At 35.9% G+C, this 19,431-nt stretch carries 28 protein-coding genes, 1 tRNA gene and 2 pseudogenes; 2 read left to right on the forward strand and 29 right to left on the reverse strand.

Going from position 1 to position 19,431, the window contains the following annotated elements; all coding sequences use genetic code 11:
* Window positions 1–85 precede the first annotated feature (85 nt).
* Both mgsA and ACFSAV_RS07185 read right to left on the reverse strand, forming a co-directional pair.
* Window positions 86–544, reverse strand: coding sequence for a methylglyoxal synthase (gene mgsA / locus ACFSAV_RS07180; RefSeq protein WP_101775810.1), 459 nt, complete (start codon window positions 542–544; stop codon window positions 86–88).
* 65 nt (window positions 545–609) lie between these two features.
* Complete coding sequence (locus tag ACFSAV_RS07185; protein WP_101775811.1) at window positions 610–1,266, reverse strand: curli polymerization inhibitor CsgI-related protein; 657 nt, start codon at window positions 1,264–1,266, stop codon at window positions 610–612.
* 177 nt (window positions 1,267–1,443) lie between these two features.
* On the opposite strand from ACFSAV_RS07185, the gene ACFSAV_RS07190 reads away from it, so the two are divergent.
* The gene (locus tag ACFSAV_RS07190) at window positions 1,444–1,716 is read left to right on the forward strand and encodes an acylphosphatase (protein ID WP_101775812.1); all 273 of its coding nucleotides are present in this window, start codon (window positions 1,444–1,446) and stop codon (window positions 1,714–1,716) included.
* 1 nt (window position 1,717) lies between these two features.
* Here the strand turns inward: ACFSAV_RS07190 and ACFSAV_RS07195 are convergent, their stop codons facing one another.
* The 6 genes from ACFSAV_RS07195 to ACFSAV_RS07220 all read right to left on the reverse strand — a co-directional run bounded on the left by ACFSAV_RS07195 (window position 1,718) and on the right by ACFSAV_RS07220 (window position 6,379).
* Entirely contained in the window at window positions 1,718–2,551 is an 834-nt protein-coding gene (locus tag ACFSAV_RS07195) for a metal ABC transporter permease (protein WP_379097882.1), read from the reverse strand.
* Window positions 2,544–3,413 carry a metal ABC transporter permease gene (locus ACFSAV_RS07200; RefSeq protein ID WP_379097885.1) on the reverse strand — a complete coding sequence of 290 codons (870 nt, stop codon included), beginning with the start codon at window positions 3,411–3,413 and terminating at the stop codon, window positions 2,544–2,546. The genes ACFSAV_RS07195 and ACFSAV_RS07200 overlap by 8 nt, the downstream gene beginning before the upstream one ends.
* The gene (locus tag ACFSAV_RS07205; protein WP_379097887.1) at window positions 3,413–4,306 is read right to left on the reverse strand and encodes an ATP-binding cassette domain-containing protein; all 894 of its coding nucleotides are present in this window, start codon (window positions 4,304–4,306) and stop codon (window positions 3,413–3,415) included. The genes ACFSAV_RS07200 and ACFSAV_RS07205 overlap by 1 nt, the downstream gene beginning before the upstream one ends.
* Window positions 4,306–5,187: a metal ABC transporter substrate-binding protein gene (locus tag ACFSAV_RS07210; RefSeq protein WP_379097890.1), complete on the reverse strand. Its 882-nt coding sequence runs from the start codon at window positions 5,185–5,187 to the stop codon at window positions 4,306–4,308. Before ACFSAV_RS07210 ends, ACFSAV_RS07205 begins: the two co-directional genes overlap by 1 nt.
* A gap of 108 nt (window positions 5,188–5,295) precedes the next feature.
* Entirely contained in the window at window positions 5,296–5,625 is a 330-nt protein-coding gene (locus ACFSAV_RS07215; RefSeq protein ID WP_101775817.1) for a TusE/DsrC/DsvC family sulfur relay protein, read from the reverse strand.
* Window positions 5,626–5,716: 91 nt separating this feature from the next.
* Window positions 5,717–6,379, reverse strand: a complete 663-nt coding sequence (locus tag ACFSAV_RS07220) for a Bax inhibitor-1 family protein (protein WP_101775818.1) — start codon at window positions 6,377–6,379, stop codon at window positions 5,717–5,719.
* A 214-nt stretch (window positions 6,380–6,593) separates the two neighbouring features.
* Here ACFSAV_RS07220 and ACFSAV_RS07225 point away from each other — a divergent pair.
* A tRNA-Ser gene (locus tag ACFSAV_RS07225) sits at window positions 6,594–6,683 on the forward strand.
* A 38-nt stretch (window positions 6,684–6,721) separates the two neighbouring features.
* On the opposite strand, the gene ACFSAV_RS07230 is transcribed toward ACFSAV_RS07225, so the two are convergent.
* From ACFSAV_RS07230 to ACFSAV_RS07330, 21 genes and pseudogenes are all read right to left on the reverse strand, one after another.
* On the reverse strand, window positions 6,722–7,813 hold the full coding sequence (locus ACFSAV_RS07230; RefSeq protein ID WP_379097894.1) for a tyrosine-type recombinase/integrase: 1,092 nt from the start codon (window positions 7,811–7,813) through the stop codon (window positions 6,722–6,724).
* Between the two features lie 62 nt (window positions 7,814–7,875).
* A pseudogene (locus tag ACFSAV_RS07235) lies at window positions 7,876–8,019 on the reverse strand (helix-turn-helix domain-containing protein); the annotation flags it as partial.
* A gap of 75 nt (window positions 8,020–8,094) precedes the next feature.
* Complete coding sequence (locus ACFSAV_RS07240) at window positions 8,095–8,547, reverse strand: hypothetical protein (RefSeq protein ID WP_379097897.1); 453 nt, start codon at window positions 8,545–8,547, stop codon at window positions 8,095–8,097.
* A gap of 55 nt (window positions 8,548–8,602) precedes the next feature.
* Window positions 8,603–9,370, reverse strand: coding sequence for a phage antirepressor KilAC domain-containing protein (locus tag ACFSAV_RS07245; protein ID WP_379097900.1), 768 nt, complete (start codon window positions 9,368–9,370; stop codon window positions 8,603–8,605).
* 12 nt (window positions 9,371–9,382) lie between these two features.
* Window positions 9,383–9,844, reverse strand: a complete 462-nt coding sequence (locus ACFSAV_RS07250; RefSeq protein ID WP_379097902.1) for a hypothetical protein — start codon at window positions 9,842–9,844, stop codon at window positions 9,383–9,385.
* Window positions 9,845–9,857: 13 nt separating this feature from the next.
* On the reverse strand, window positions 9,858–10,076 hold the full coding sequence (locus ACFSAV_RS07255) for a hypothetical protein (RefSeq protein WP_046338488.1): 219 nt from the start codon (window positions 10,074–10,076) through the stop codon (window positions 9,858–9,860).
* A 249-nt stretch (window positions 10,077–10,325) separates the two neighbouring features.
* Window positions 10,326–11,600, reverse strand: a complete 1,275-nt coding sequence (locus ACFSAV_RS07260) for a hypothetical protein (RefSeq protein ID WP_379097905.1) — start codon at window positions 11,598–11,600, stop codon at window positions 10,326–10,328.
* Window positions 11,601–11,723: 123 nt separating this feature from the next.
* Window positions 11,724–12,077 (reverse strand): beta barrel domain-containing protein, encoded by a 354-nt coding sequence (locus tag ACFSAV_RS07265; protein ID WP_379097908.1) that lies wholly within the window; start codon window positions 12,075–12,077, stop codon window positions 11,724–11,726.
* 8 nt (window positions 12,078–12,085) lie between these two features.
* A complete protein-coding gene (locus tag ACFSAV_RS07270; RefSeq protein ID WP_379097912.1) occupies window positions 12,086–12,652 on the reverse strand; it encodes a DUF551 domain-containing protein in 567 nt (188 codons plus the stop codon).
* A gap of 8 nt (window positions 12,653–12,660) precedes the next feature.
* Window positions 12,661–13,137: a hypothetical protein gene (locus ACFSAV_RS07275; protein ID WP_379097915.1), complete on the reverse strand. Its 477-nt coding sequence runs from the start codon at window positions 13,135–13,137 to the stop codon at window positions 12,661–12,663.
* A gap of 2 nt (window positions 13,138–13,139) precedes the next feature.
* A complete protein-coding gene (locus ACFSAV_RS07280; RefSeq protein ID WP_316727350.1) occupies window positions 13,140–13,445 on the reverse strand; it encodes a hypothetical protein in 306 nt (101 codons plus the stop codon).
* A 50-nt stretch (window positions 13,446–13,495) separates the two neighbouring features.
* Complete coding sequence (locus tag ACFSAV_RS11770; RefSeq protein ID WP_126417794.1) at window positions 13,496–13,882, reverse strand: DNA-directed RNA polymerase subunit alpha C-terminal domain-containing protein; 387 nt, start codon at window positions 13,880–13,882, stop codon at window positions 13,496–13,498.
* A 180-nt stretch (window positions 13,883–14,062) separates the two neighbouring features.
* Window positions 14,063–14,203 (reverse strand): annotated as a pseudogene (locus ACFSAV_RS07290) (sigma factor-like helix-turn-helix DNA-binding protein); the annotation flags it as partial.
* Window positions 14,204–14,283: 80 nt separating this feature from the next.
* Window positions 14,284–14,673, reverse strand: coding sequence for a single-stranded DNA-binding protein (gene ssb, locus ACFSAV_RS07295; RefSeq protein WP_379097918.1), 390 nt, complete (start codon window positions 14,671–14,673; stop codon window positions 14,284–14,286).
* 49 nt (window positions 14,674–14,722) lie between these two features.
* Window positions 14,723–15,211, reverse strand: a complete 489-nt coding sequence (locus ACFSAV_RS07300) for an HNH endonuclease signature motif containing protein (protein WP_379097921.1) — start codon at window positions 15,209–15,211, stop codon at window positions 14,723–14,725.
* A 2-nt stretch (window positions 15,212–15,213) separates the two neighbouring features.
* The gene (locus tag ACFSAV_RS07305) at window positions 15,214–15,888 is read right to left on the reverse strand and encodes a translocation protein TolB precursor (protein ID WP_379097924.1); all 675 of its coding nucleotides are present in this window, start codon (window positions 15,886–15,888) and stop codon (window positions 15,214–15,216) included.
* The gene (locus tag ACFSAV_RS07310; RefSeq protein ID WP_379097927.1) at window positions 15,860–16,813 is read right to left on the reverse strand and encodes a recombinase RecT; all 954 of its coding nucleotides are present in this window, start codon (window positions 16,811–16,813) and stop codon (window positions 15,860–15,862) included. The genes ACFSAV_RS07305 and ACFSAV_RS07310 overlap by 29 nt, the downstream gene beginning before the upstream one ends.
* Complete coding sequence (locus ACFSAV_RS07315) at window positions 16,810–17,103, reverse strand: hypothetical protein (protein WP_379097930.1); 294 nt, start codon at window positions 17,101–17,103, stop codon at window positions 16,810–16,812. The genes ACFSAV_RS07310 and ACFSAV_RS07315 overlap by 4 nt, the downstream gene beginning before the upstream one ends.
* A 165-nt stretch (window positions 17,104–17,268) precedes the next feature.
* Window positions 17,269–17,523, reverse strand: a complete 255-nt coding sequence (locus ACFSAV_RS07320) for a hypothetical protein (RefSeq protein ID WP_379097933.1) — start codon at window positions 17,521–17,523, stop codon at window positions 17,269–17,271.
* A gap of 86 nt (window positions 17,524–17,609) precedes the next feature.
* Window positions 17,610–18,308, reverse strand: coding sequence for a P22AR C-terminal domain-containing protein (locus ACFSAV_RS07325; protein ID WP_379097936.1), 699 nt, complete (start codon window positions 18,306–18,308; stop codon window positions 17,610–17,612).
* A 263-nt stretch (window positions 18,309–18,571) separates the two neighbouring features.
* Entirely contained in the window at window positions 18,572–19,408 is an 837-nt protein-coding gene (locus tag ACFSAV_RS07330; RefSeq protein WP_265162141.1) for a KilA-N domain-containing protein, read from the reverse strand.
* Window positions 19,409–19,431 lie beyond the last annotated feature (23 nt).

A 19,431-nucleotide genomic window follows, 5' to 3' on the forward strand; every position in this document is an offset into this window, starting at 1 on the left:
GCAATTGTAGAAGTTGACTACAGCTACTTTTCTACAAGTTAAGTTAAACTAATTTTCTACCCTCTTGTGGTGAGTAGAGGGGCGTTTATTTTAAGCGTGCTTTTAAATAGCCATCGTAGTCTGGAATTCGCACTTCAGTAACTTGATTAAAACATGGTGAGGTGACTAGGAAATCGGCAGTCGCCATATTCATTGCAACAGGAATATTCCAAACAGTTGCAATGCGCATCAGTGCTTTAACATCAGGATCATGGGGTACCGCATTCATTGGATCCCAAAAGAAAATCAGTAAATCAATTTTCTTTTCTGCAATTAACCCACCTAATTGTTGGTCTCCTCCCATAGGGCCACTGAGTAAGCTTTCAATCTGTAAGTTTGTTTCATTATGGATCAAATTTCCAGTGGTACCCGTAGCATATAAGGTGTGTTGCGATAGTAAAGTGCGGTGAGTTTTACACCAATTTATCAGATCCTGTTTGCAGTGATCATGTGCGACAAGGGCGATGTGTTTATGCGCGGATAGGGTACGATAAGTGCTTTGCATGACGCCTCCTAGATTAAATAAAGAAAAAGTGAGCTGACAAGCTCACTTTTTAAAACAGTTATTGATTATTTTTGGTTTTTTGCCCAATTTAAGAAACGTTTTTGTGTTTCTTTATCAGCTTGTTGATACCAATATTGCAACATTTGTTCTGCAACATTTTCACCTTGTACTGTTATCTTACCTTTTTGTGCTTTTCCAAATCCAGGAATTGCTGCAGGCATAGTTGTACTAGCTAAAGAAGCAACTGCTGCTGGAGCACCTGATGAGTTATATTCAGATAAGTTTTCAACTAAGTTAACACCTGGCAAGAAACCTTCTTGCTTGAGATATTCTTGTTTAGTGGCAACTTCTAAACCAGAAACTGTTTTTACAGTAATTTTAGGCGATTTTTTAAAAGTATTCGCCTCTCTTTCTGTTTCTAAACGAGGGGCTGAAATAATGATATCATCAGCTGTACCTTGGAACGTAACAACGATAGGATCAGATTCAAATAATGTGCGGTCAGAACCAGAACGAATAATTTCAGAAACACGAACAACGACTTGGTGAGTCTGCGTATCACTGATATTAAAAGAGCGTGTTTCTTTTAGCAGTGATTTACCTGGTTTTTGTCCATCAACAGCAAGGAAATCAATATTTGATGAACTTGTCACGACACCTGCAAAGCTCGCTGTGCTAGTTAATAGAGCTGCGGTTGCTAATGCAGCGAAACGAAATTTCATATTTGCTCCTATCTTGGTAAGGAAAAGAATTTTTAAAATTGAAACACTTTATTAACTAAAGTGTTAGAGTGTATGCTATTCGATATTTGCACAAATTAAAATAGCAAAGTCTATTTTTGTTGAAAAAAATGTGATGTTGTTAAAACTTTTAACAACAGGTCCTATCAGGAGGTAAAAATGTTGAAAAAGCAATTTTTTGTGCATGGCGTCGTACAAGGCGTTGGTTTTCGTTATTTTACTTGGCAGGAAGCAACTAAAATTGGTATTAAAGGCTATGTTCGCAATCGTAAAGATGGAAGTGTTGAGGTCGTAGCATTCGGGTCACAACCACAACTTCAACAGCTATATCATTGGCTAAAGCAAGGTCCTCGAACTGCACGAGTAGAATATGTGTCTGAGCAAGATTATATGGCAGACGATGAGTTTCAAGATTTTTCATTACGATATTAATTTAGGTCAGGGGATGTAGTTTAAATTTTTGATAAATCAAGGCAAGCATAAAGCAAACTGCCTGTAATAAAATAATACAAGGTCCAGTTGCTGCATCAATATGATAACTCATGATTGTACCTAATATACTTGTTACTACTGACATGCAAATTGCAATAGCTAGCATGTAATCAAAACGCTTACTCAAAATAAAAGCAGTGATACCGGGCGAAATTAACATCGCAACAACAAGAATAACCCCCACGACTTGCATTGCAGTAATGATAGTAAGCGCTAATAAAATGAGCAAACTATAATGTAAAAGTTTGGGCGATAATCCAGCCACGCGAGTGTGGCTTGGATCAAAGCAATAAAGTAAGAAATCACGACGTTTTAACATTAATGTCATGAAAATGATGACAGAGATGAGAAATGTATGTAGCAATTCTGTATTACTTACACCGAGTAAATTGCCAAATAGAATATGGGATAAATGCTGTTCTGTTTCCACTTTAGTAAATAATACAATACCAAAAGCAAACATGCCTGAGAACACAATACCCATTACAGTATCTTCTTTGATTCGGCTATTTTCTTTTAAATATCCTACACTGAGTGCACAAAAAATACCTGCTCCAAATGCACCAATAGAAAGTGGTAGTCCTAGCATAAAAGCAATAACAATACCGGGTAATACAGCATGTGAAATGGCATCGCCCATCAAAGACCAACCTTTTAGAACGAGATAACAAGAAAGCGCTGCACAAATAATGGCGACAATGAGTGCAGTTAGCAATGCATTTTGCATAAAGGGGTAAGTGAATGGTTCTATGAACCATTGAATCAGATCAGCCATTTTTCGTCTCCATTTCTACAATATTTTTGACCGTACTTTTACGTCGAAACACGCCATATTTAGGAGAAAAGAAGAAAGCGAGTAAAAAAATGACTGTTTGTAAACAAACAATAAGTCCGCCTGTTGCGCCATCTAAGAAATAGCTAATGTAAACGCCTAAAGCACTAGTACTAACACCTAAACTTGTTGCAGTGATAGCAAGTGTACGGAATCGATCTGTTAATAAATAAGCTGTTGCCCCTGGTGTAATGACCATTGCAATGACTAAAACTGCGCCAACAGTTTGGAGCGCAGCAACGACACAAGCACTTAGCAAGGTAAAGAAAAGCACTTTGTAGCGTAGTGGTGATAAGCCAACCGAAGTCGCATGGGTTTCATCAAAGAAAACCAATAAAAGATCTTTCCAAAAAATGAGGAGTAAACTTAATGTAATACCAATAATAATAGTGACTTGAGTGACATCTTCGTCTGCAATACCTAGAATATTACCTAAAATGATATCTTGCACATTAATCGAAGTTGGATTCAAAGAGATAATCAATAGCCCTAATGCAAAGAATGTTGTAAAAATAAAACCAATAACAGCATCTTCACGTAATTTAGTAATAGACTTGATCCAGAGAATGGACAGGGCAGCCAGTATTCCAGAAAAAAATGCCCCTAACGCGTAGGGTAAAGAAAGTGCATAAGCAATTGCCACTCCAGGGACAACAGAATGAGAAAGTGCATCGCCAATCAAAGACCAACCTTTTAACATTAAGTAAGAAGATAAAAATGCACAAACACCACCTACAGCAGCAGACAGGATAATGGCTTTCGTCATGTAGTTATATTGAAAAGGTTCGAGCAACAAGTCCCACATTATTTATCGCCTTTTTGTTCTGGATTTTTAGTAATAGGCGCTGGTGGGTCGTTTTTAGTCTCACCATAGAATACTGCTGGCAACTCATCATCACTCAATACAGTAACAGAGCGGCTATCTTCATCATCATGAATATCTTTGCCGAGCAATTTAATATGTCTTAATACACCACCAAAAACCAGTTCAAGGTTTTTCTGTGTAAAAGTAGTTTCTGTTTTTCCTGTTGCTAGTACGGTACGGTTGATCATGACAACTTGGTCGCAAAAATCAGGAATTGTTCCTAAGTTATGCGTTGAAATCAGGATAAGATGTCCTTCATTGCGTAATTGATCCAATAGATCCATAATGGCATTTTCAGTTTTAACATCAACACCAGTAAATGGTTCATCTAATAGAATAATTTTACTTTGTTGTGCGAGTGCTCGTGCTAAAAAAACACGTTTTTTTTGCCCACCAGACAGTTCACCAATTTGGCGATGTGCAAGATGTTCAATATTGACTCTTTGCATGGCTTGTTTGACTTTTTGTTTATCTATTTCTGTTGGAATTCGTAGAAAGTTCATATAGCCATAGCGTCCCATCATGATCACGTCGTAAACAGAAACAGGAAATTGCCAATCAACATCTTCTGATTGTGGTACATAAGAAACTAGATTTTGTTTGAGAGCAGATGAAATTGGTAAACCACATAGCTTAATTTCGCCTTGTTGTGGCTTTACCAATCCCATCAAGCTTTTGAACAGTGTGGATTTGCCACTACCATTAACTCCTACCAAAGCGCAAGTTGTTCCGCCGACTAAATGAAATGTCATGTCGTAAATTGCAGTATGTCCGTTATTATAGCGAACAGTGACATCATTTACTGAAATTGATGCAAGGGTAGGAGAGGGCATTATTTTTCAAATCCTTTAACAATAGTTGAAACTGTAGTATTTAATAAATCAATATAAGTTGGCACAGGCCCTTTGGCTGTAGATAGTGAGTCGACATATAATACGCCGCCATATTTTGCGCCAGTTTCTTTTGCTACTTGTTTCGCGGGCTTATCAGAAATTGTACTTTCACTAAATACAACAGGAATATTATTTTTTCTTACAGTTTCAATAACATGGCGGACTTGCTGTGGTGTGCCTTGCTCTTCAGCATTGATTGGCCATAAGTATGCTTCGCGGAAACCATAATCTTGTGCTAAGTAACTGAAAGCGCCTTCACTGGTGACTAACCAACGTTGCTGCTGAGGAATTTGTGCTAGTTTTTCGCGTAACGGTTGATCTAACAACTTGATTTTATTCGCATAATTTTCTGCATTTTTTATATATACTTCCGCATGTTGTGGATCATATTTTACTAATGCATTTTTGATATTTTCGATATAAATCAGTGCATTTGAAGTCGACATCCAAGCATGTGGATTTGGCGCATCTTTGTATGGACCTTCATAGATTGAAATTGGGGTAATGCCTTCAGTGACGATAACAGCAGGTTTTTGTTCAATGTTTTGGAAAAAACGTTCAAACCAACGCTCTAAATTTAATCCATTCCATAAAATTAAATCTGCGGATTGTGCTTTTACAATATCTTTTGGTGTGGGTTCATAATCATGAATTTCCGCGCCAGGTTTTGTGATAGATTCGACAATCGCAGCGTCACCAGCAACATTCTGAGCAATATCTTGAATAACTGTAAAAGTCGTGATGACTTTGAATTTTGCATAGGCTGGTGATGTGAATATTCCACACATAATAGCACTGAGGATAACGACTAATTTACGCATATTTTCTCCTTATATTGTTGGTTAATAAAGTCGCCTAGCTATTGTATGCTTAAATAAAATAAGTGTAAATAAAAATGATTATCAATTGTTTATTTTTAACATTTTGATTTATAAACATTTTGCTGGTTTAGGTAATCCTGCAAGCTTAGTAGCTTGCTTCGCAGGTCCTTCAGGAAAAAGTCGTTGTAAATAACGACTGTTTCCTTTTTCTTCCCCTAGCTTTTGTGCCATTGCTTTTACTAACATACGGATTGCTGGTGAAGTTTTATATTCTTGATAAAAATGGCGTACAAAGTAGATGACTTCCCAGTGAGCTTCTGTTAATTGAATGTTTTCTAATTTTGCAATAGCAATTGCAACATCTTCTGTCCATTGATTCAGATCTAATAAATAACCATATGGATCAGTTTCAATTTGTATATTATTAACTTCTATCATTTCTTGTAAAAAATTGACCGCACTTTAATTGAGCTTATTATAGCAAAACGCCCCAAGAATGGGGCGCTAAATTTACCTATTAAATTAATCGTTAATCATCGTTCGATAAAATCGAGAAAATATTTAATAAGCTCACAAATAAGTTGTAAAGTGAAACAAAGATACTTACGGTTGCACGAATATAGTTTGTCTCTCCACCATGAATAATATTGCTCGTTTCATACAAAATCCCCATTGTGGAGAAAACAACAAACAAACCACTGATCGCAATATAGAGCATTGGTGATTGGAAGAAGAAACTCGCGATCATGCCCAAGATTAACACGATAAATAGTGCAAAGATAGTGCCAGAAAGGAATGACATATCTTTTTTAGTGGTTAACACGTAAGCTGAACAAACAAAGAATACTGCTGCAGTACCTGCTAGAGCAAATACAACGATATCACTGGCGCCATGGCTGACATAGGCATTTAAAATTGGACCCAGTGTATAGCCTAAAAAACCAGTAAAGGCAAAAGTGGCAAGAATACCTAAACCACTATTGGATAGTTTGTAGGTTAAAAATAGTAAACCGTAAAAACCAGCAAGCATTAAAATAATACCTGGACGAGGTAAATTTAAGCTCATTGAAATATAAGCAACAATAGCAGAGAAAGTGAGCGTTAAACCTAATAAAAAATAGGTATTACGCAGGACTTTATGTGTATTAAGTAAGGATGTTTCTTTGCTATCAAGTACAATACGAGATTCCATAGTAAAAGCTCCTTTGCAAATGGAATAAAAAATAACAGGATGGCGATAAAGTACTGGTTAGTCTATGAAAAGTCAATGTTAAAAATTAACAATTTTGTAAAGTCTTGTTTGAATAAAAATCAAAGTGAGTAAAATATCAGCTTTTAAACAAGGTTCATGTATTTTTCGATTTACTCAATAAACTAACTGTATTATATTGCTACAAATTAATTACGGAGGAATGGTCGAGTGGTTGAAGGCACCGGTCTTGAAAACCGGCGAGGGTTTACGCCCTCCGTGAGTTCGAATCTCACTTCCTCCGCCACTAGAATGTTGTATTAGTCGTAAGTTATGCCTTTCAAATCAGTAACTTACGGCTTTTTTCTTTTCTGGGTTATTATCCAGAATCTCATTCTCGGCAACTAAGCCAGAGATGTTGATTTGTGAGTGTTCCCAAAACGTTCCCACGTTAGCGTACTGTAAAAGATGGGTTGCATTCAAATGAGCATAGCGTTTTACCATCTCGATAGACTCCCATCCACCAAGTTCTTTAAGAACCATCAGCGGCGTGCCGTTCTGAACATGCCAGCTAGCCCACGTGTGCCTTAGATCGTGAAAGCGAAAATCTTTTATCTCAGCACGCTCTAATGCACGTTTAAAAATATCACGATCAATTTCACTAATTCTTTTCCCATTTCCGCGATGGAAAACAATATTAGATGTTTTATTGATTCGTTTTTTTCTTAATAAATGAAGAGCTTCGGTGCTTAACGGTAATGATCTTGCTCTACCAGATTTAGCTATGTCGCTTGTAATAACTGCGATACTTTGATTAAAATCAATCTTGTCCCATGTTAAAGAAAGAATTTCCGTCATTCTTGCGCCCGTTGCAAGCGCAAACAGGCAGACTTCCTTCATCCATTCAACACTTAAATTTTCAATTAATCGTGCAGCTTCTTCTTTTGTTATCCAACGAACCCTCACCTTAGGCTCTTTGTTTTTAGGGACAAAGGGTAGTGAATCAATCCAGCCAGCTTCTCTTGCCAAAGACAGGACGCGCATGATTGATGTTCGATACCTATTCTGCGTTGCAGGTGTTAACTTTTTACCTGATCGCGTAACATGCGTAGGTAAATTGTTAAGGATATCGTCAGTTGTTAAAGAGCTAATTTTTCTTCCAGCAAAAACAGTACGCCAATACTGAACATGACGTATTTTTGTATCGAGATCCTTTTGTCCTTGAGAAACTTCAAGATACCTAACAAAAGCTTCCTCTATTGTCCTCTCGGGATTTTTACCTAGCTTTTCGACCTTCCATGATTCGTGCTTAAGTTTGTCGTGGTACTCTTGCGCTGATTTTTTATCAGTCGTTCGAGTAGAGTGTCTAACTCTTTGACCGCTTGGCGTTCTGAAATCAACCCACCAGATACCATTTTGTTTTTTATAGATCGACATTTATTCTCCTTATCGCCGATCCTAACTTCTAGTCGGCTGATATTATTTTCTTTTTCCCTATTACGATCAAGATCAGATTTATAAACTCGCCAAATTCGCGAGCCTTTCATTTTGAAGAATCCCCACTCTTTTAAATGCGCTCTAACTGTTGGCTCGCTTATATTTAATTTTTCTACAACCTCTTTTATAGTCAGTGCTTTTTCCATTATTAAGATCTCTAAAATAAAAAAGCCGTACTAGACGGCTTAATACAACGATTTGTTAAAATCATACTTCTTGACTTATCTCCGTGCATTTTTCATAGCATCAAACCAAGCTTGAGCGTCTTCTTCGCTTTTAAATGCTAGACCAGCATCTAATAGTGCTAAATGATAAACATTTTCCTTATCAAAAACACTCATACCAACATCTACCTTCGCCCAAGCTATACCTAATGGATCTGAATTCATTGTGATACGCCAAAACTTCTGACCTTCTTCTAACTCTTTAAGCGGACAAGGCAAAGTAAGCGTTACTGTCGGTCGTGGTTCTTCGTACATTCCATAATTCTCATTAATAAAATGTTCTATTGCTATATTTATGGTTTCGTCAGTTGTTGCGTTATATAGCACTATTGGAAAGATTAACTCACTACCAAGCTTTGAAGCGTCACCCAAGTAATAGAATTTATGCTTTGTCCGTTTGCATTGAAATGGCTCTCCAGCCAACGCTTTTTCTAAGTTAAATTCTTTCATTTTTAATCCTTTCTTTTAGATAATAAAAAACCGCACAAAAGTGCGGTTGGTTTTCTTATGCTGCTTGCTGTAATTCAAATATTTTTGCGAGTTTTGTCAGCCCTTTTGCTGTTATTAATACACGCTCACAAACTTTTTCTGTGCCGTCATCACGCATTGCTACATGGATTTTATGTTCAAGTAATAGTTGTTGTAGTTTATCTTGATAAGCAATCCAATTAGAGTTACCTGGTCGTTTATAGATCCACTTTTGTGATGATAGGAAATCAAACAGAAATTTTGGTTTTACACCTAAGTGTTTAGCAGAATCAGTAATACACATTGATCCTTCTGCTTTAGTAGCTATGCGATCGAAAGCTGCCACAGTCGGTTTCATTTCTTCGACTTTATGCTCTAATACCAGAACTTTTTCAGTATAATTGTCTAGTAATCCACGTAAGGTTCGTGGGTCATTGAGCATTTGCATTGGATCTACTGATTGAGGAGTATCCTCTCCTTTCATTAAGGCATCTATTTTTAAATCACACCAAACAGCAAAATCCGCACTTAACCAACGGGCAAAATTGACAGCTAATTTTGGATGTAACCAAGTACCTTGTTCAATACCGCCTTGTTTGACGATTACAAGATCATTTTCCGTTAAGAGAATATTCTTAACGCTTAAATTTTGAGCAAGTGCTCTTAGATAATCCTGTGTTTGTGTTGTTTTTAGATAATCCCTAACTTGTTTGTTAAAGTGTTTGGCTATTTCAGTTGCATTCAAATAATGTTGTTCATTGAATGAGACACTAATATTGTTATAAAAGAATTTTTGAATTTTCATTTTTCTTCTCCCTTAATTTAAAACTACACTATGCTGATAGCTAATATTGTTTTGTTTTCTTCTTGGTATGGGAGAGGTCATCATTATTAATCCACAATCAACCTCAAACAATATCTTTCCTAAAACATTAAATGCTCGAGATAATGTGGGGTAATGAGAAAACCATATTTCAGCAGAGGATGTAATTTGTTTTAATAAACAGATTGAGGTAGACATCTCTCTACTTTTTGAGAGGTACCCATTTGCACATAATGTGAGAGCTGTGTCATAAATATGAGTTATGTTGTTTTGTATCTCTTTATTCAAACAAAACGCCAAATGAGAAGCACTGCTTAAAGATAATTTCCCTGTTTGAAGGTGTTCAAATAGTTCAGTTTTTAATAAAATTTTTTCAAGTTTAAAATCTAGCAATTCAGCAATCTCACGACTACTTATTGTTAAAGTTTCATTATTTAATACGATTAGTTTGTTCATATAAAAATTCCTATTATTTTGCATTAGAAATGTGGTGGTCAATTTGAGAGACGAGATCTAAAGCTGCCCAGAGCGTACCAGTAATAACTTGTTGAGATGATGCAAATCCACACGAGAGGTCGTTTCCATCATTCAAAACAATTTGGATAAGTGATTTGGCTTGTTCGGTAAGTTTGTTGATTTCGTCTATCGTGTCGATGGATAGACTTCTAAAGGAATTGATATTTGACATATTTTTGTACCTTGTGTTTTTTAGTAAATGCCACTTAGTAGGTGGCGGGCTTCAACTACCAAACACAAGATCGGCGGAGCTTATTTCCCTTTCGGGTATTGTATTAGGCTCTCTCGACCCGCCATAGTTTTAGGGCATTTCCTAAATTTTGGGTACAAAAAAAACCGCATTCTGTCGGGGCGGATAACCGCTTGTGTTTTGATAGTGCGGTTATCTTAATCCGAAAGAGAGCGGTTTGTCAATTAGGTTTTATTCTTCGTCAATCAATTCTTTCGTTTTTTGTGGGATATCTTTTACTTGCCCTTTAATACCTTCCACGGCTTTATCCAACCGCTTGCCAACACCATCAATAATGGTTTCGAGTGGGGTTGATTTTAGGTCGCGTTCAAATACTTTGGTTGGATTTACCCCTAAATTATCTACCGCAATTTGTAAAAGTTGTTGGTGTAATGCTGGGTCTTGTTCTTGCACTTGTTTTTTATAGCCTTCAAATGCCATTGCTGAGGAATACTTGTAGTTATAATCCTCTCTTAATCTGAAGAGATAAGCTCGTTCTTTAGCCTTTAGCCACGCAATCACGAGTAATGGAATTGTTACAATAGATTTAGAGAGAAATTGCAAAATATTAAGGTTATCTTGTGTACTTAGACTTGTTGAATAGTTAATAAATGAGATGATAGAAGTGGCAATAAGTGAACCAAGTAAAATTTTATCAATATTTTTCATTTTTTCGTTGATATTTTCAGCCTGCGCTTTAAATGAACCAGCCATACTTGCTCGGTTGGCATCTTCAATGATTTCTTGAATTTCTTCTTTCTGTTTATTGAATAATTTAATCATTTCTTCAATCTCCGTGTGGTATTTTTCTATTTTGGGTTTGTTGGTCTCAGCTGTTGTAGCCAATGTGGTGATTTTTGTCAGGTTATTTTGTGCGGTTGTTGCATAACTAGAAATATCGCTGCTCAATGTATCTGATTGGTCGTGCCATTCGGCAATTTCAGTTGCTTGTTCTTGTGCTTCATCGTAGGATTTTTTGAGTATTACCAATGAACTTTTTAGATTCTCAAACTCCTCTTTGTCTTCTACTAATTGTTCTTCTAGCGCAATATGCTCTTCTAAATTAGCTTTTACTTTTGCAATATCTGCTGCAATAGCTTGGCGTTCTTCTTCGGTTCTTAATTCACCTTTTATTTCGATGAAATAGAGTTCTCGAATTGTTAATCGAAGTTTTACTAAATGAGCTATAAAAGATAGCACATCTCGTTTATCCCATTTTTTTGTTTCTCTTCTTTTATTAAGAATGTAATTAATATGTTTAATCAATTTAAGACAATGATATTTAGCATAGGCTATTTCAAGCGAGTTATTAACATTGTCAAATTTATCAAGCAGGGCATAGGTTTTCTCTATTTCCTGCATTATTTCAACAGATGTTATTCCGCTATCTAACCAATCATATTCTTTGTTGATTTTCTGATTAATCGTATTTTTTAATTTAGTTAATTCGGATTTGACTGATTTCATTTTAGTTTACTCTTGAATTTCAGATACAAAAAAAGCCACTTAATTGTGGCTTGCCGACTTTCTGTTGAAAGTGGTTATATCCTAAATCAAAGAGCGGCGGTTGTCAAATAAACATTGCTGCGGTTATTCTGTGTATTTATCTAAAATATTATCTATAGCCTCAGCATCTTCTAATGTTAATTTAAAGTAGTTTGATGTTATTTTCTTTTTAACTGCGAACCTTAATTCTATTAACTTTAGTTCATGCAAGTAGTCTTTTTTATCTCTATAAATCCTACCGTATAACGCTCCATATTTACTTTCTTCACACCCATCAGATAAATTGATCTTTCTATCTTGATTAAACACTCTAATTGTTACATATTTTCTTCCGATTTTTAGAACTTCGGTTTCACAATCAAATGTTGATCGTCCTCCTGTTTCTACAAAATACACGGTGTCGCCAACTTTAAGATTTTTAATCCAATCTTTTTCCATAAATATTCTCACTCTGTCGGTGGTGGTGGAAGTGGTTGCCAATGGGTTACGTCAACCTCAGTAAGTCCAGTGTCTTCTAATTCCCAGTAAGGAATTAGATATCCGTCACAATCTTCTTTATCTCCGTAAACATACCAACCAAATCCTATGAACCAATACTCATCGTCTTCTGTGTAATAAATTACACTTTTGTTTTCTTGATTTCTGTATTCTGTGGATGTATCGATTGGTTGAGGCAATCTATCTTTTACACTAATCCAGCCATCATCTTTCTGATATTCAACAATTTCTGGTTTCTCAACGATGTAATCAATCCCACCATACAAACCAGACTGTTTTTCTTCTTCGTTTAGTTCTCTTGTTTTAGATTCAACTTTTCCGAGAACTAGACCATAAACCGCACTATCTACACAATTTTCATAAAATTGCATATCTTGATCATCAACACATTGTTGATGCAGCTCTTCTGCACAGTTCAAGCACTCTTTTCTAGCTTCTTCTTTGCTGCTGTGAAAAGAAATACTATTATTGTTGCAGATGTCTATTGAAAAATATTTATTTTCTGTTTCTGTCATAACCCACCTCAATTGTAGCTAGCAAGCAATTGGTCTGGAAAATTTACACAATCTTCCAATAACTTTTTAATTGTTGTTTTCTCTTTAAGCCCAGTTTCTTCATTGAAGACATTAAGCTCTTCATCTAAATCAGTAACCACACCCCAAGTACCCTCACGTTTGTACTCATCCATTTCTACTTCAGTGAACCATTTTTCTAAAACTAACTCTTCAAGTGAACGTGCAGCATATATTTCTGTTTCTTTGCCGACCCAAAATACTGTTTGAAGCTCTCGCATATCATTGATTGCACCATCAATGCATTCTGTTACGCTACCGTAGCGCAAAGTATCAATTATTCCGTGTGTATCAACTGAAAATTCAACTCCTTCTTCTTCTCTGTCTTTTGTCATCGACGGTCGATAACGCTCAAGAAAATTCATTCTCTTTGTATTAGCTAATAACATTTCATATTCTGCTTTTGTGATTGTTACTGTTTCTGTCATAGTTAAATTCCTTTCTTGTTAAATTTAGACTTCTTCTTGTTTCTCATTCTATTTTCATGTGCCATTTGACCGCACTTTATCTTTAAACGCTTGATGTATTCGTCTTTTTCCTGACGAACGCGTTCAAAGTCAGCAATTTGAGAATCTTTAAATTCAATCATCTTTAGTAGTTCGCTTTCTCTATGCTGCGAATCTGCACGTAATTTTAATAAAGCTCTGCATTTTTCATCTAAGACACCTTTTAATTCGTTAATTTCGTCGATTAAATCGCTTTTAGACTTTAGATGCTTGAGTAATTTTTTAAACATACTAATTTCCTTTGTGCAATAAAAAAGCCACCGCAGTGGTGGCCTGATTGTTAAAATTGCATTCCTAGTGATAATCCTCTATTAGATAAGACATCTTTAATCTCATTGAGAGATTTTCGTCCTAAGTTTGGCGTTTTAAGCAAAAAAATCTCATCATATTGAACAAGGTCATAAACTGTTACAATCCCTTCTGCTTTTAAGCAGTTTTCTGTTCGAACTGTAAATTCAAGATCATGAATTAGAATAGCTTTTAGCTCTTCGGCTTTTGCATTCTTGGGTAATATTTCTTGCGTTAAATCATGTAATGGTTGTGGAATTTCTTTTAACTCTATCCATTCATTGAGTGAAAAATCATAATTAAAAATTGTTCCATCGTTACATAATGCAGTGATAAAGTCCTTTTCCCTGATAATTTGTACTGGTTTTCTATTTTTCATATTTTTTATTTTTCCTATTGCACTTACAATAATATCTAGATTATCTAGCTCAAATATAACCTCTTTTGGGCTTGTCTTAATTGTTCGCAAGGAATGAAATGTCAACTCAAAAAGAAATGGAAACTCACTTTCATCTACTTCTTTTATATCACGCACGAAAGACCAAATACGTCTAGAGGTTCTAACGAGAATTTGTCTAACTCTATTGGAGGAAATATTCATTTTCCCGGCAATGGATTTATATGTTTCTTGTTGTTCGGAATATAAAGAGAAAATTTTATTTTCTCTTTCTGTTAAAAGAGATGAGTTAAATTCTTTCATTTTTTCTCACTGTTTGTTGAGTGAATAAAAAGCCACTCGTTAAAGTGGCTGTTGTTCTGTGTCTTTCTTATTTCCCACCTCTAAAATGGTATGCTGTCTTCTTCAAAGTTATCTACTTGTTGCGGTACAGGCTTTCCAGCTTTCGCATTCGCATAAGCATTATTTTGTGGTGCTTGTGCATTAGCTTGAGCTTGTGAATCTTGGCGACTGTCTAGCATTTGTAGACTATTACCAATGATTTCTGTTAAATAACGCTCTTGTCCGTTCTGATCTTGCCATTTACGTGTCTGAATTTTACCTTCCACATAAACTTTAGAGCCTTTTTTAAGATACTGCTCACAAATTTCAGCTTGACGACGATAGAACACAATGCGAATGTATTCTACAGTTTCTTTTATTTCGCCATCTTTTGTTTTATATCTTTCATTTAAAGCTAGGGATATATTTGCAACAGTATCTCCATTAGGCATAGATCTAATTTCAGGATTTTGAGTTAGTCTTCCGATAAAAATACATTTATTAACTGACATATACATCTCTCCAGGTTTTTCGGTTTATTATTTGATTTATAGCTTTTGGCGAAACACTAAAATCATTTGCAATATCTATTGATTTATCGCCTTTCAAAACTCTTTTCTTTATTTCTATTACTTCATCAATAGTCAATTTTGCTCTAAATCTCCTTCCTTTTGTTGTTCTACCTTTTTTTGAAGCATCAATCATATTTTCTTTTCTTGTTCCAATAAAAAGGTGATCAGGATTAACACATCTTCTGTTGTCACACCGATGACAAACATCAAGGTCATTTCTAATGAAACCGTATTTTAAAAGCGCAGAAAATCTGTGTGCGTACATTGTTCTTCTAAAAGGGTTAAAACGACCATACCCATTATTATGGATTGACCCGACCCATTCCCAACAATTACTATCTGGATTTTTAACAACTTTATCCATAAATCGCTGCTTAACTTCATCAAGTTGATATATTTTCCTACTGCCTTTTCTCATAATTAACTCATTTCCTTAATTAACTGTTGGTAATAACCCTGTGCTTTGGGAATTCGCTCTTTTATCTTTTCAATAACCTTTTCATCACGCTTTACTACAACTGTTGTAATGCGTTTCTGCTGCGGTATTTGTTCAACCAAATCAACAAACTTTTCTGCATTCTCATAGCTTTTGATTAAATCTAGTGGAGTAGGGAGTAGAATGAAGTCGATTTGTGCCTCTTTACAATCCCAAAGCCACATATAACCTTGCATTTGAATGTCATAGCCAGCTTTCTTTGCCTTGTCTTCGGCTTCATCAATGAAAAAAGGGTGTGTACCAATATCCCAAGAACATTTTGTATCAACGATTAAACGACGTGAGGGAATGTAAATATCACATTCCCCCGTAATTAAGTCATTTTCTCTGCGTTCGGTGTTCTTTTTGAGTGGTAAACCTCGTTTTAAGCCACTTAATTTAATTGCCTGCTCTTCAAGATCGTTGCCTTTTTGAGTGTATTTATTACCCTCAAAGGATTCATAACCAAACAGATCGAACTTTACAATCTCACGCACCGCACTTTTTGCTGTTTCTGTGATTTTACCAGCTTCTTTATCAGCCTTTGTTTTAGGCTCGCCAATCAAGCGGTGGAGCATTGAACATCTAACTTTAAGATTGTACATTTCCGTTTCGTTCATTTTCTATTTGCTCCAATTCGTCATACTGTGCGGCTGAAAAGTCAAAACCACCATCGCAAAGCTCTTGCAATGTTGTTTCACCATTGATAATGTTTTGTTTACATTGTTCAAATTGCTCACTGCTTACTTGTAAATCCGTAAACTCGGCATCTTGAATGTTATTGTTGTCGGTGTAATTAAATTCGCCTTTTTCTACATCTTGAACAACAGCCTGATCTGCAAGTACAGCTTTCTGCATTTCAACAGATAGAGGTGCTTGTTTTGATAGTAATAACTTCATAACAGTTTTAAGTGCCATTGCATCGAAGTTATCAGCCCAAACACTTGTCGCCCATTGCCCTTGCTCTTTTTTCTGCAAGTAAGAGCGATAAGTCTGGCTATATCGTTTTGCGTGCTCGTTGATCTCGCTGGTTGTCATATAGAGTTCTGCCGTGAACTCATTCAACAGTTTGAAATAAGCGTAATAACCAATGGGAACCTCACCATTTGCTGGCTTTTTTCCCCAGTCAAATTCATAGCCATTAATTGGATCTTCCTCAATGAGCTGTTCTTTATAAACTGGAACAGCAACAAGTCGTTTAAATTGTCCTGAACGCTGTGCAAGTTGAATCAAACCTTTATAGCCAATCTGAAATTGTGCTTCGTATTTCTTCGTTTTATTGTTTTTATATGGGACGATATACGCAAATCCCAAACCATTTTGGAGTGGTAAGTTAAGCGTTGCAGCCATACATGCAGCGTTAAAGATCGTCATTGGTTCTGCACCTTTAAGACGTGAATCACTGTTCACAATTTGAAGAACGCTAGTAGAAAATGTTGCTGCGTTTTTATTAACTAATTCCTGAATTTTTTGTTTAACCACTGGTTTTTCAAAAAACTCTTTAACACTTGGAAGTTTATTTTGTTGCGTTGCGACTTGTTTCATCTTAAAAAATCCTCTTTTTCGTAGTATTTCTTGTTCACTACAATGTTAAAAATGTGCTCATCTCTAATCTTGAGATAATCAGCACCACTACCAATTGCTAACCAGAAGTTGTCATCACTAGATAACTGCTCGGTTAAATAATAAAACTCACAAGTGTTGCCAAGTTTCACTTGTTCTTCAAAGTGCGCTATTTGCTGCTCTTCTGATATTTCGTGATCGCATATTTCATCAAGCATTGCGATATCTCGCATATCAACAGCTCTTGCTAATTGCGAATCTGTCATATTCATATTCACACCTTAATTTTTGGAATCTTTTCTTTTAAATCAAGATTTAAAAAATCAATTCTTCTATTTAGTGCTATTGCAGCAACATGTTCGTTCATCATGTTGCATGTTTTCTCGGATAAGACCCCGTTACAATAAATTGCACCATAAAACGATCCGCTTGGATTTCTATTTATCCGAGCTGTGTAAGCTATTTCTTTTTGAACTTTCATAGAACTCCTGAATGATTAGTGTTTGTTTCATTAAATAACGCTCGGCTTCTTCTGTTAGTGTGACTTGATTGTCGCCGTGTTGGATAATCCATTCTGCTTTTGCTTGCGCTTCCCAGTCGATTTCTGCTGAATAGACTGGATGACAGCTAATGCCAAGAACAAATGCGATAATAATTGCTGCGAGCAGGTTCCATAGATTGGTGTGTTTCATAATCGTTTCCTTTTTGTTCAATTTGCTGAATTTTGGGTGCAGAAAACCGCCACACGATAAAAAGTGCGGTCGGTTTCTGGGGAGTTTTAATCGTGAATTTGGTTGTAGACTATTGCGTTCTTATCGAAATTACGAACGTGTTCTAGCACTCGCCAATTGTTATGACTTACGCATTTAAATTCTTTTGTTATGCGATTAATAGTGTCATTTGAATTTTGTACTAAGTGATAGTAATCCACACCGCAACCATATGCTTCTACTGCGAAATGCGAGCCTAATTTTTGCAATGGAGAATAAAGTTTGCGTAGTGTTTCAGTACAACGACTAAATGCAAACCAAGCCCAAGCAAGTTGTTGTAGTTCGTATTCAGTAAATGAGAATGTATATTTCTTTTCAGGTTCAGGCAAAGCGAGCTGTTGTGACTGGACTTCATATTTCCCTGTTTTTCTGATTTGGGGGAGGACTTCTGCAGTCACCCATTTTCTAAAGCGGTGTGGAACAGATCCTTTTTTCACTGCGTTACGACAACGTAAAATTAGGGTGTACATTCCACTTTCTGAAACTAAATTTACTTCTTGAACCTGTCTTGCGATACTCTCGGTTAAACCGAGGGTATTATCTAAAATCATTTTTTCATCGCCATCTAGCTTTAAAAGTGCATCGCTGACATTGGCGATATTAAGTGATTTACAAATATCTTTGGCAATAAACCAAGGTTCATTGTTAATAGATAAAGTGCGGATGATGTGTGTTTCAAAAAGGAATGTTGAGAGTTGAGTTGACATAATATAATCCTCGTACTATTTGTTTAGAACAAGCCATTTTCGACAATGGCGTCGGGAGGTTCGAAAACCCCGTACAAGGTAAGGGCTGGACTTATTCCCCGAAGGTATTGTATTAGTCGCCCTCCCGACATAGTCAGGATTACGGATATAAAAAAAGTCGCTCTTGGCGACCAGTTACACTATCCGCCTTGTACATTAAAGGTTTCGACACCTTGAGGCAGATAGTAAAATAAAAGGGTGTATTATGTCAATGGGCTTTAAAGCTATTCTTCTAATAGCAATGGTTTTTCTTTGAGTTGCTCAATTGCTTTTGTTTGTAACAATGAATTCATTTGTTGAATTGCAAGGCGATTTAGAATAGCCAAGCGTTCTTCTTGTGGTATACATTGTTGAATTAATAAGGCATTTTGGCTTTCTAATCCTGCAAGTACTGTTAATTGCTCAATAGTAGCATAATCTCGCATATTACCTTTTAAATCAGGATTGTTATCTCGCCATTGTTTAGCTGTTTGCCCAAATAAAGCTTGATTTAGTATATCAGCTTCACTTGAATAAACAAATTGATGTTGTTTAGTGTTAAGTAAGCTAGGAATTAGGTGTTCTTTAATTGCATCGGTATGAATGCGATAATTTGCTTTGCTAAGAATCCGTTTAACACTCCACTCTAATTTGCTTTCTTCAGTTTCCTTTTGTTTGAGGCGTTGGAATTCTTTGATTAGGTAGAGCTTGAATTCAGGGCTAATCCACATTGCAAATTCAAGGGCGAGATCTTTATGAGCATAAGTTCCACCATAACGTCCAGCTTTTGCTTGTAACCCAATCGCATTTGTTTTCGCCACAAATTCTTTTACGCTAATTTTGAATCGGTTTAGGCCAGATTGGTTTCTAATTATGGCGAATTCGCCATAATTAAAATTTGGATTGTTTAATTCTTCCCAAATGCCAATATATTCAAGCGTATTTCGGTTTCTTAACCAATCGCTAATAAAAAACTCACCATCTTTTGCCTTGAGCATATCCGTGATATTAATGTAATCTTCATCATTTTGCTGAATCACTCTAATTTCTGTGTCTTGTACAAAAATTACATCATTAGCCATTTAGTTATTTCTCCTAAAATTGA

It is taken from the genome of Pasteurella oralis, assembly GCF_042681465.1.
GTDB classification, from domain to species: domain Bacteria; phylum Pseudomonadota; class Gammaproteobacteria; order Enterobacterales; family Pasteurellaceae; genus Pasteurella; species Pasteurella oralis.

Excerpts from the sequence above, each read along its gene's own strand:
- mgsA (WP_101775810.1), bottom strand. The coding sequence starts at position 544 with ATGCAAAGCACTTATCGTACCCTATCCGCGCATAAACACATCGCCCTT.
- ACFSAV_RS07185 (WP_101775811.1), bottom strand. The coding sequence starts at position 1,266 with ATGAAATTTCGTTTCGCTGCATTAGCAACCGCAGCTCTATTAACTAGC.
- ACFSAV_RS07190 (WP_101775812.1), top strand. The coding sequence starts at position 1,444 with ATGTTGAAAAAGCAATTTTTTGTGCATGGCGTCGTACAAGGCGTTGGT.
- ACFSAV_RS07195 (WP_379097882.1), bottom strand. The coding sequence starts at position 2,551 with ATGGCTGATCTGATTCAATGGTTCATAGAACCATTCACTTACCCCTTT.
- ACFSAV_RS07200 (WP_379097885.1), bottom strand. The coding sequence starts at position 3,413 with ATGTGGGACTTGTTGCTCGAACCTTTTCAATATAACTACATGACGAAA.
- ACFSAV_RS07205 (WP_379097887.1), bottom strand. The coding sequence starts at position 4,306 with ATGCCCTCTCCTACCCTTGCATCAATTTCAGTAAATGATGTCACTGTT.
- ACFSAV_RS07210 (WP_379097890.1), bottom strand. The coding sequence starts at position 5,187 with ATGCGTAAATTAGTCGTTATCCTCAGTGCTATTATGTGTGGAATATTC.
- ACFSAV_RS07215 (WP_101775817.1), bottom strand. The coding sequence starts at position 5,625 with ATGATAGAAGTTAATAATATACAAATTGAAACTGATCCATATGGTTAT.
- ACFSAV_RS07220 (WP_101775818.1), bottom strand. The coding sequence starts at position 6,379 with ATGGAATCTCGTATTGTACTTGATAGCAAAGAAACATCCTTACTTAAT.
- ACFSAV_RS07230 (WP_379097894.1), bottom strand. The coding sequence starts at position 7,813 with ATGTCGATCTATAAAAAACAAAATGGTATCTGGTGGGTTGATTTCAGA.
- ACFSAV_RS07240 (WP_379097897.1), bottom strand. The coding sequence starts at position 8,547 with ATGAAAGAATTTAACTTAGAAAAAGCGTTGGCTGGAGAGCCATTTCAA.
- ACFSAV_RS07245 (WP_379097900.1), bottom strand. The coding sequence starts at position 9,370 with ATGAAAATTCAAAAATTCTTTTATAACAATATTAGTGTCTCATTCAAT.
- ACFSAV_RS07250 (WP_379097902.1), bottom strand. The coding sequence starts at position 9,844 with ATGAACAAACTAATCGTATTAAATAATGAAACTTTAACAATAAGTAGT.
- ACFSAV_RS07255 (WP_046338488.1), bottom strand. The coding sequence starts at position 10,076 with ATGTCAAATATCAATTCCTTTAGAAGTCTATCCATCGACACGATAGAC.
- ACFSAV_RS07260 (WP_379097905.1), bottom strand. The coding sequence starts at position 11,600 with ATGAAATCAGTCAAATCCGAATTAACTAAATTAAAAAATACGATTAAT.
- ACFSAV_RS07265 (WP_379097908.1), bottom strand. The coding sequence starts at position 12,077 with ATGGAAAAAGATTGGATTAAAAATCTTAAAGTTGGCGACACCGTGTAT.
- ACFSAV_RS07270 (WP_379097912.1), bottom strand. The coding sequence starts at position 12,652 with ATGACAGAAACAGAAAATAAATATTTTTCAATAGACATCTGCAACAAT.
- ACFSAV_RS07275 (WP_379097915.1), bottom strand. The coding sequence starts at position 13,137 with ATGACAGAAACAGTAACAATCACAAAAGCAGAATATGAAATGTTATTA.
- ACFSAV_RS07280 (WP_316727350.1), bottom strand. The coding sequence starts at position 13,445 with ATGTTTAAAAAATTACTCAAGCATCTAAAGTCTAAAAGCGATTTAATC.
- ACFSAV_RS11770 (WP_126417794.1), bottom strand. The coding sequence starts at position 13,882 with ATGAAAAATAGAAAACCAGTACAAATTATCAGGGAAAAGGACTTTATC.
- ssb (WP_379097918.1), bottom strand. The coding sequence starts at position 14,673 with ATGCCTAATGGAGATACTGTTGCAAATATATCCCTAGCTTTAAATGAA.
- ACFSAV_RS07300 (WP_379097921.1), bottom strand. The coding sequence starts at position 15,211 with ATGAGAAAAGGCAGTAGGAAAATATATCAACTTGATGAAGTTAAGCAG.
- ACFSAV_RS07305 (WP_379097924.1), bottom strand. The coding sequence starts at position 15,888 with ATGAACGAAACGGAAATGTACAATCTTAAAGTTAGATGTTCAATGCTC.
- ACFSAV_RS07310 (WP_379097927.1), bottom strand. The coding sequence starts at position 16,813 with ATGAAACAAGTCGCAACGCAACAAAATAAACTTCCAAGTGTTAAAGAG.
- ACFSAV_RS07315 (WP_379097930.1), bottom strand. The coding sequence starts at position 17,103 with ATGAATATGACAGATTCGCAATTAGCAAGAGCTGTTGATATGCGAGAT.
- ACFSAV_RS07320 (WP_379097933.1), bottom strand. The coding sequence starts at position 17,523 with ATGAAACACACCAATCTATGGAACCTGCTCGCAGCAATTATTATCGCA.
- ACFSAV_RS07325 (WP_379097936.1), bottom strand. The coding sequence starts at position 18,308 with ATGTCAACTCAACTCTCAACATTCCTTTTTGAAACACACATCATCCGC.
- ACFSAV_RS07330 (WP_265162141.1), bottom strand. The coding sequence starts at position 19,408 with ATGGCTAATGATGTAATTTTTGTACAAGACACAGAAATTAGAGTGATT.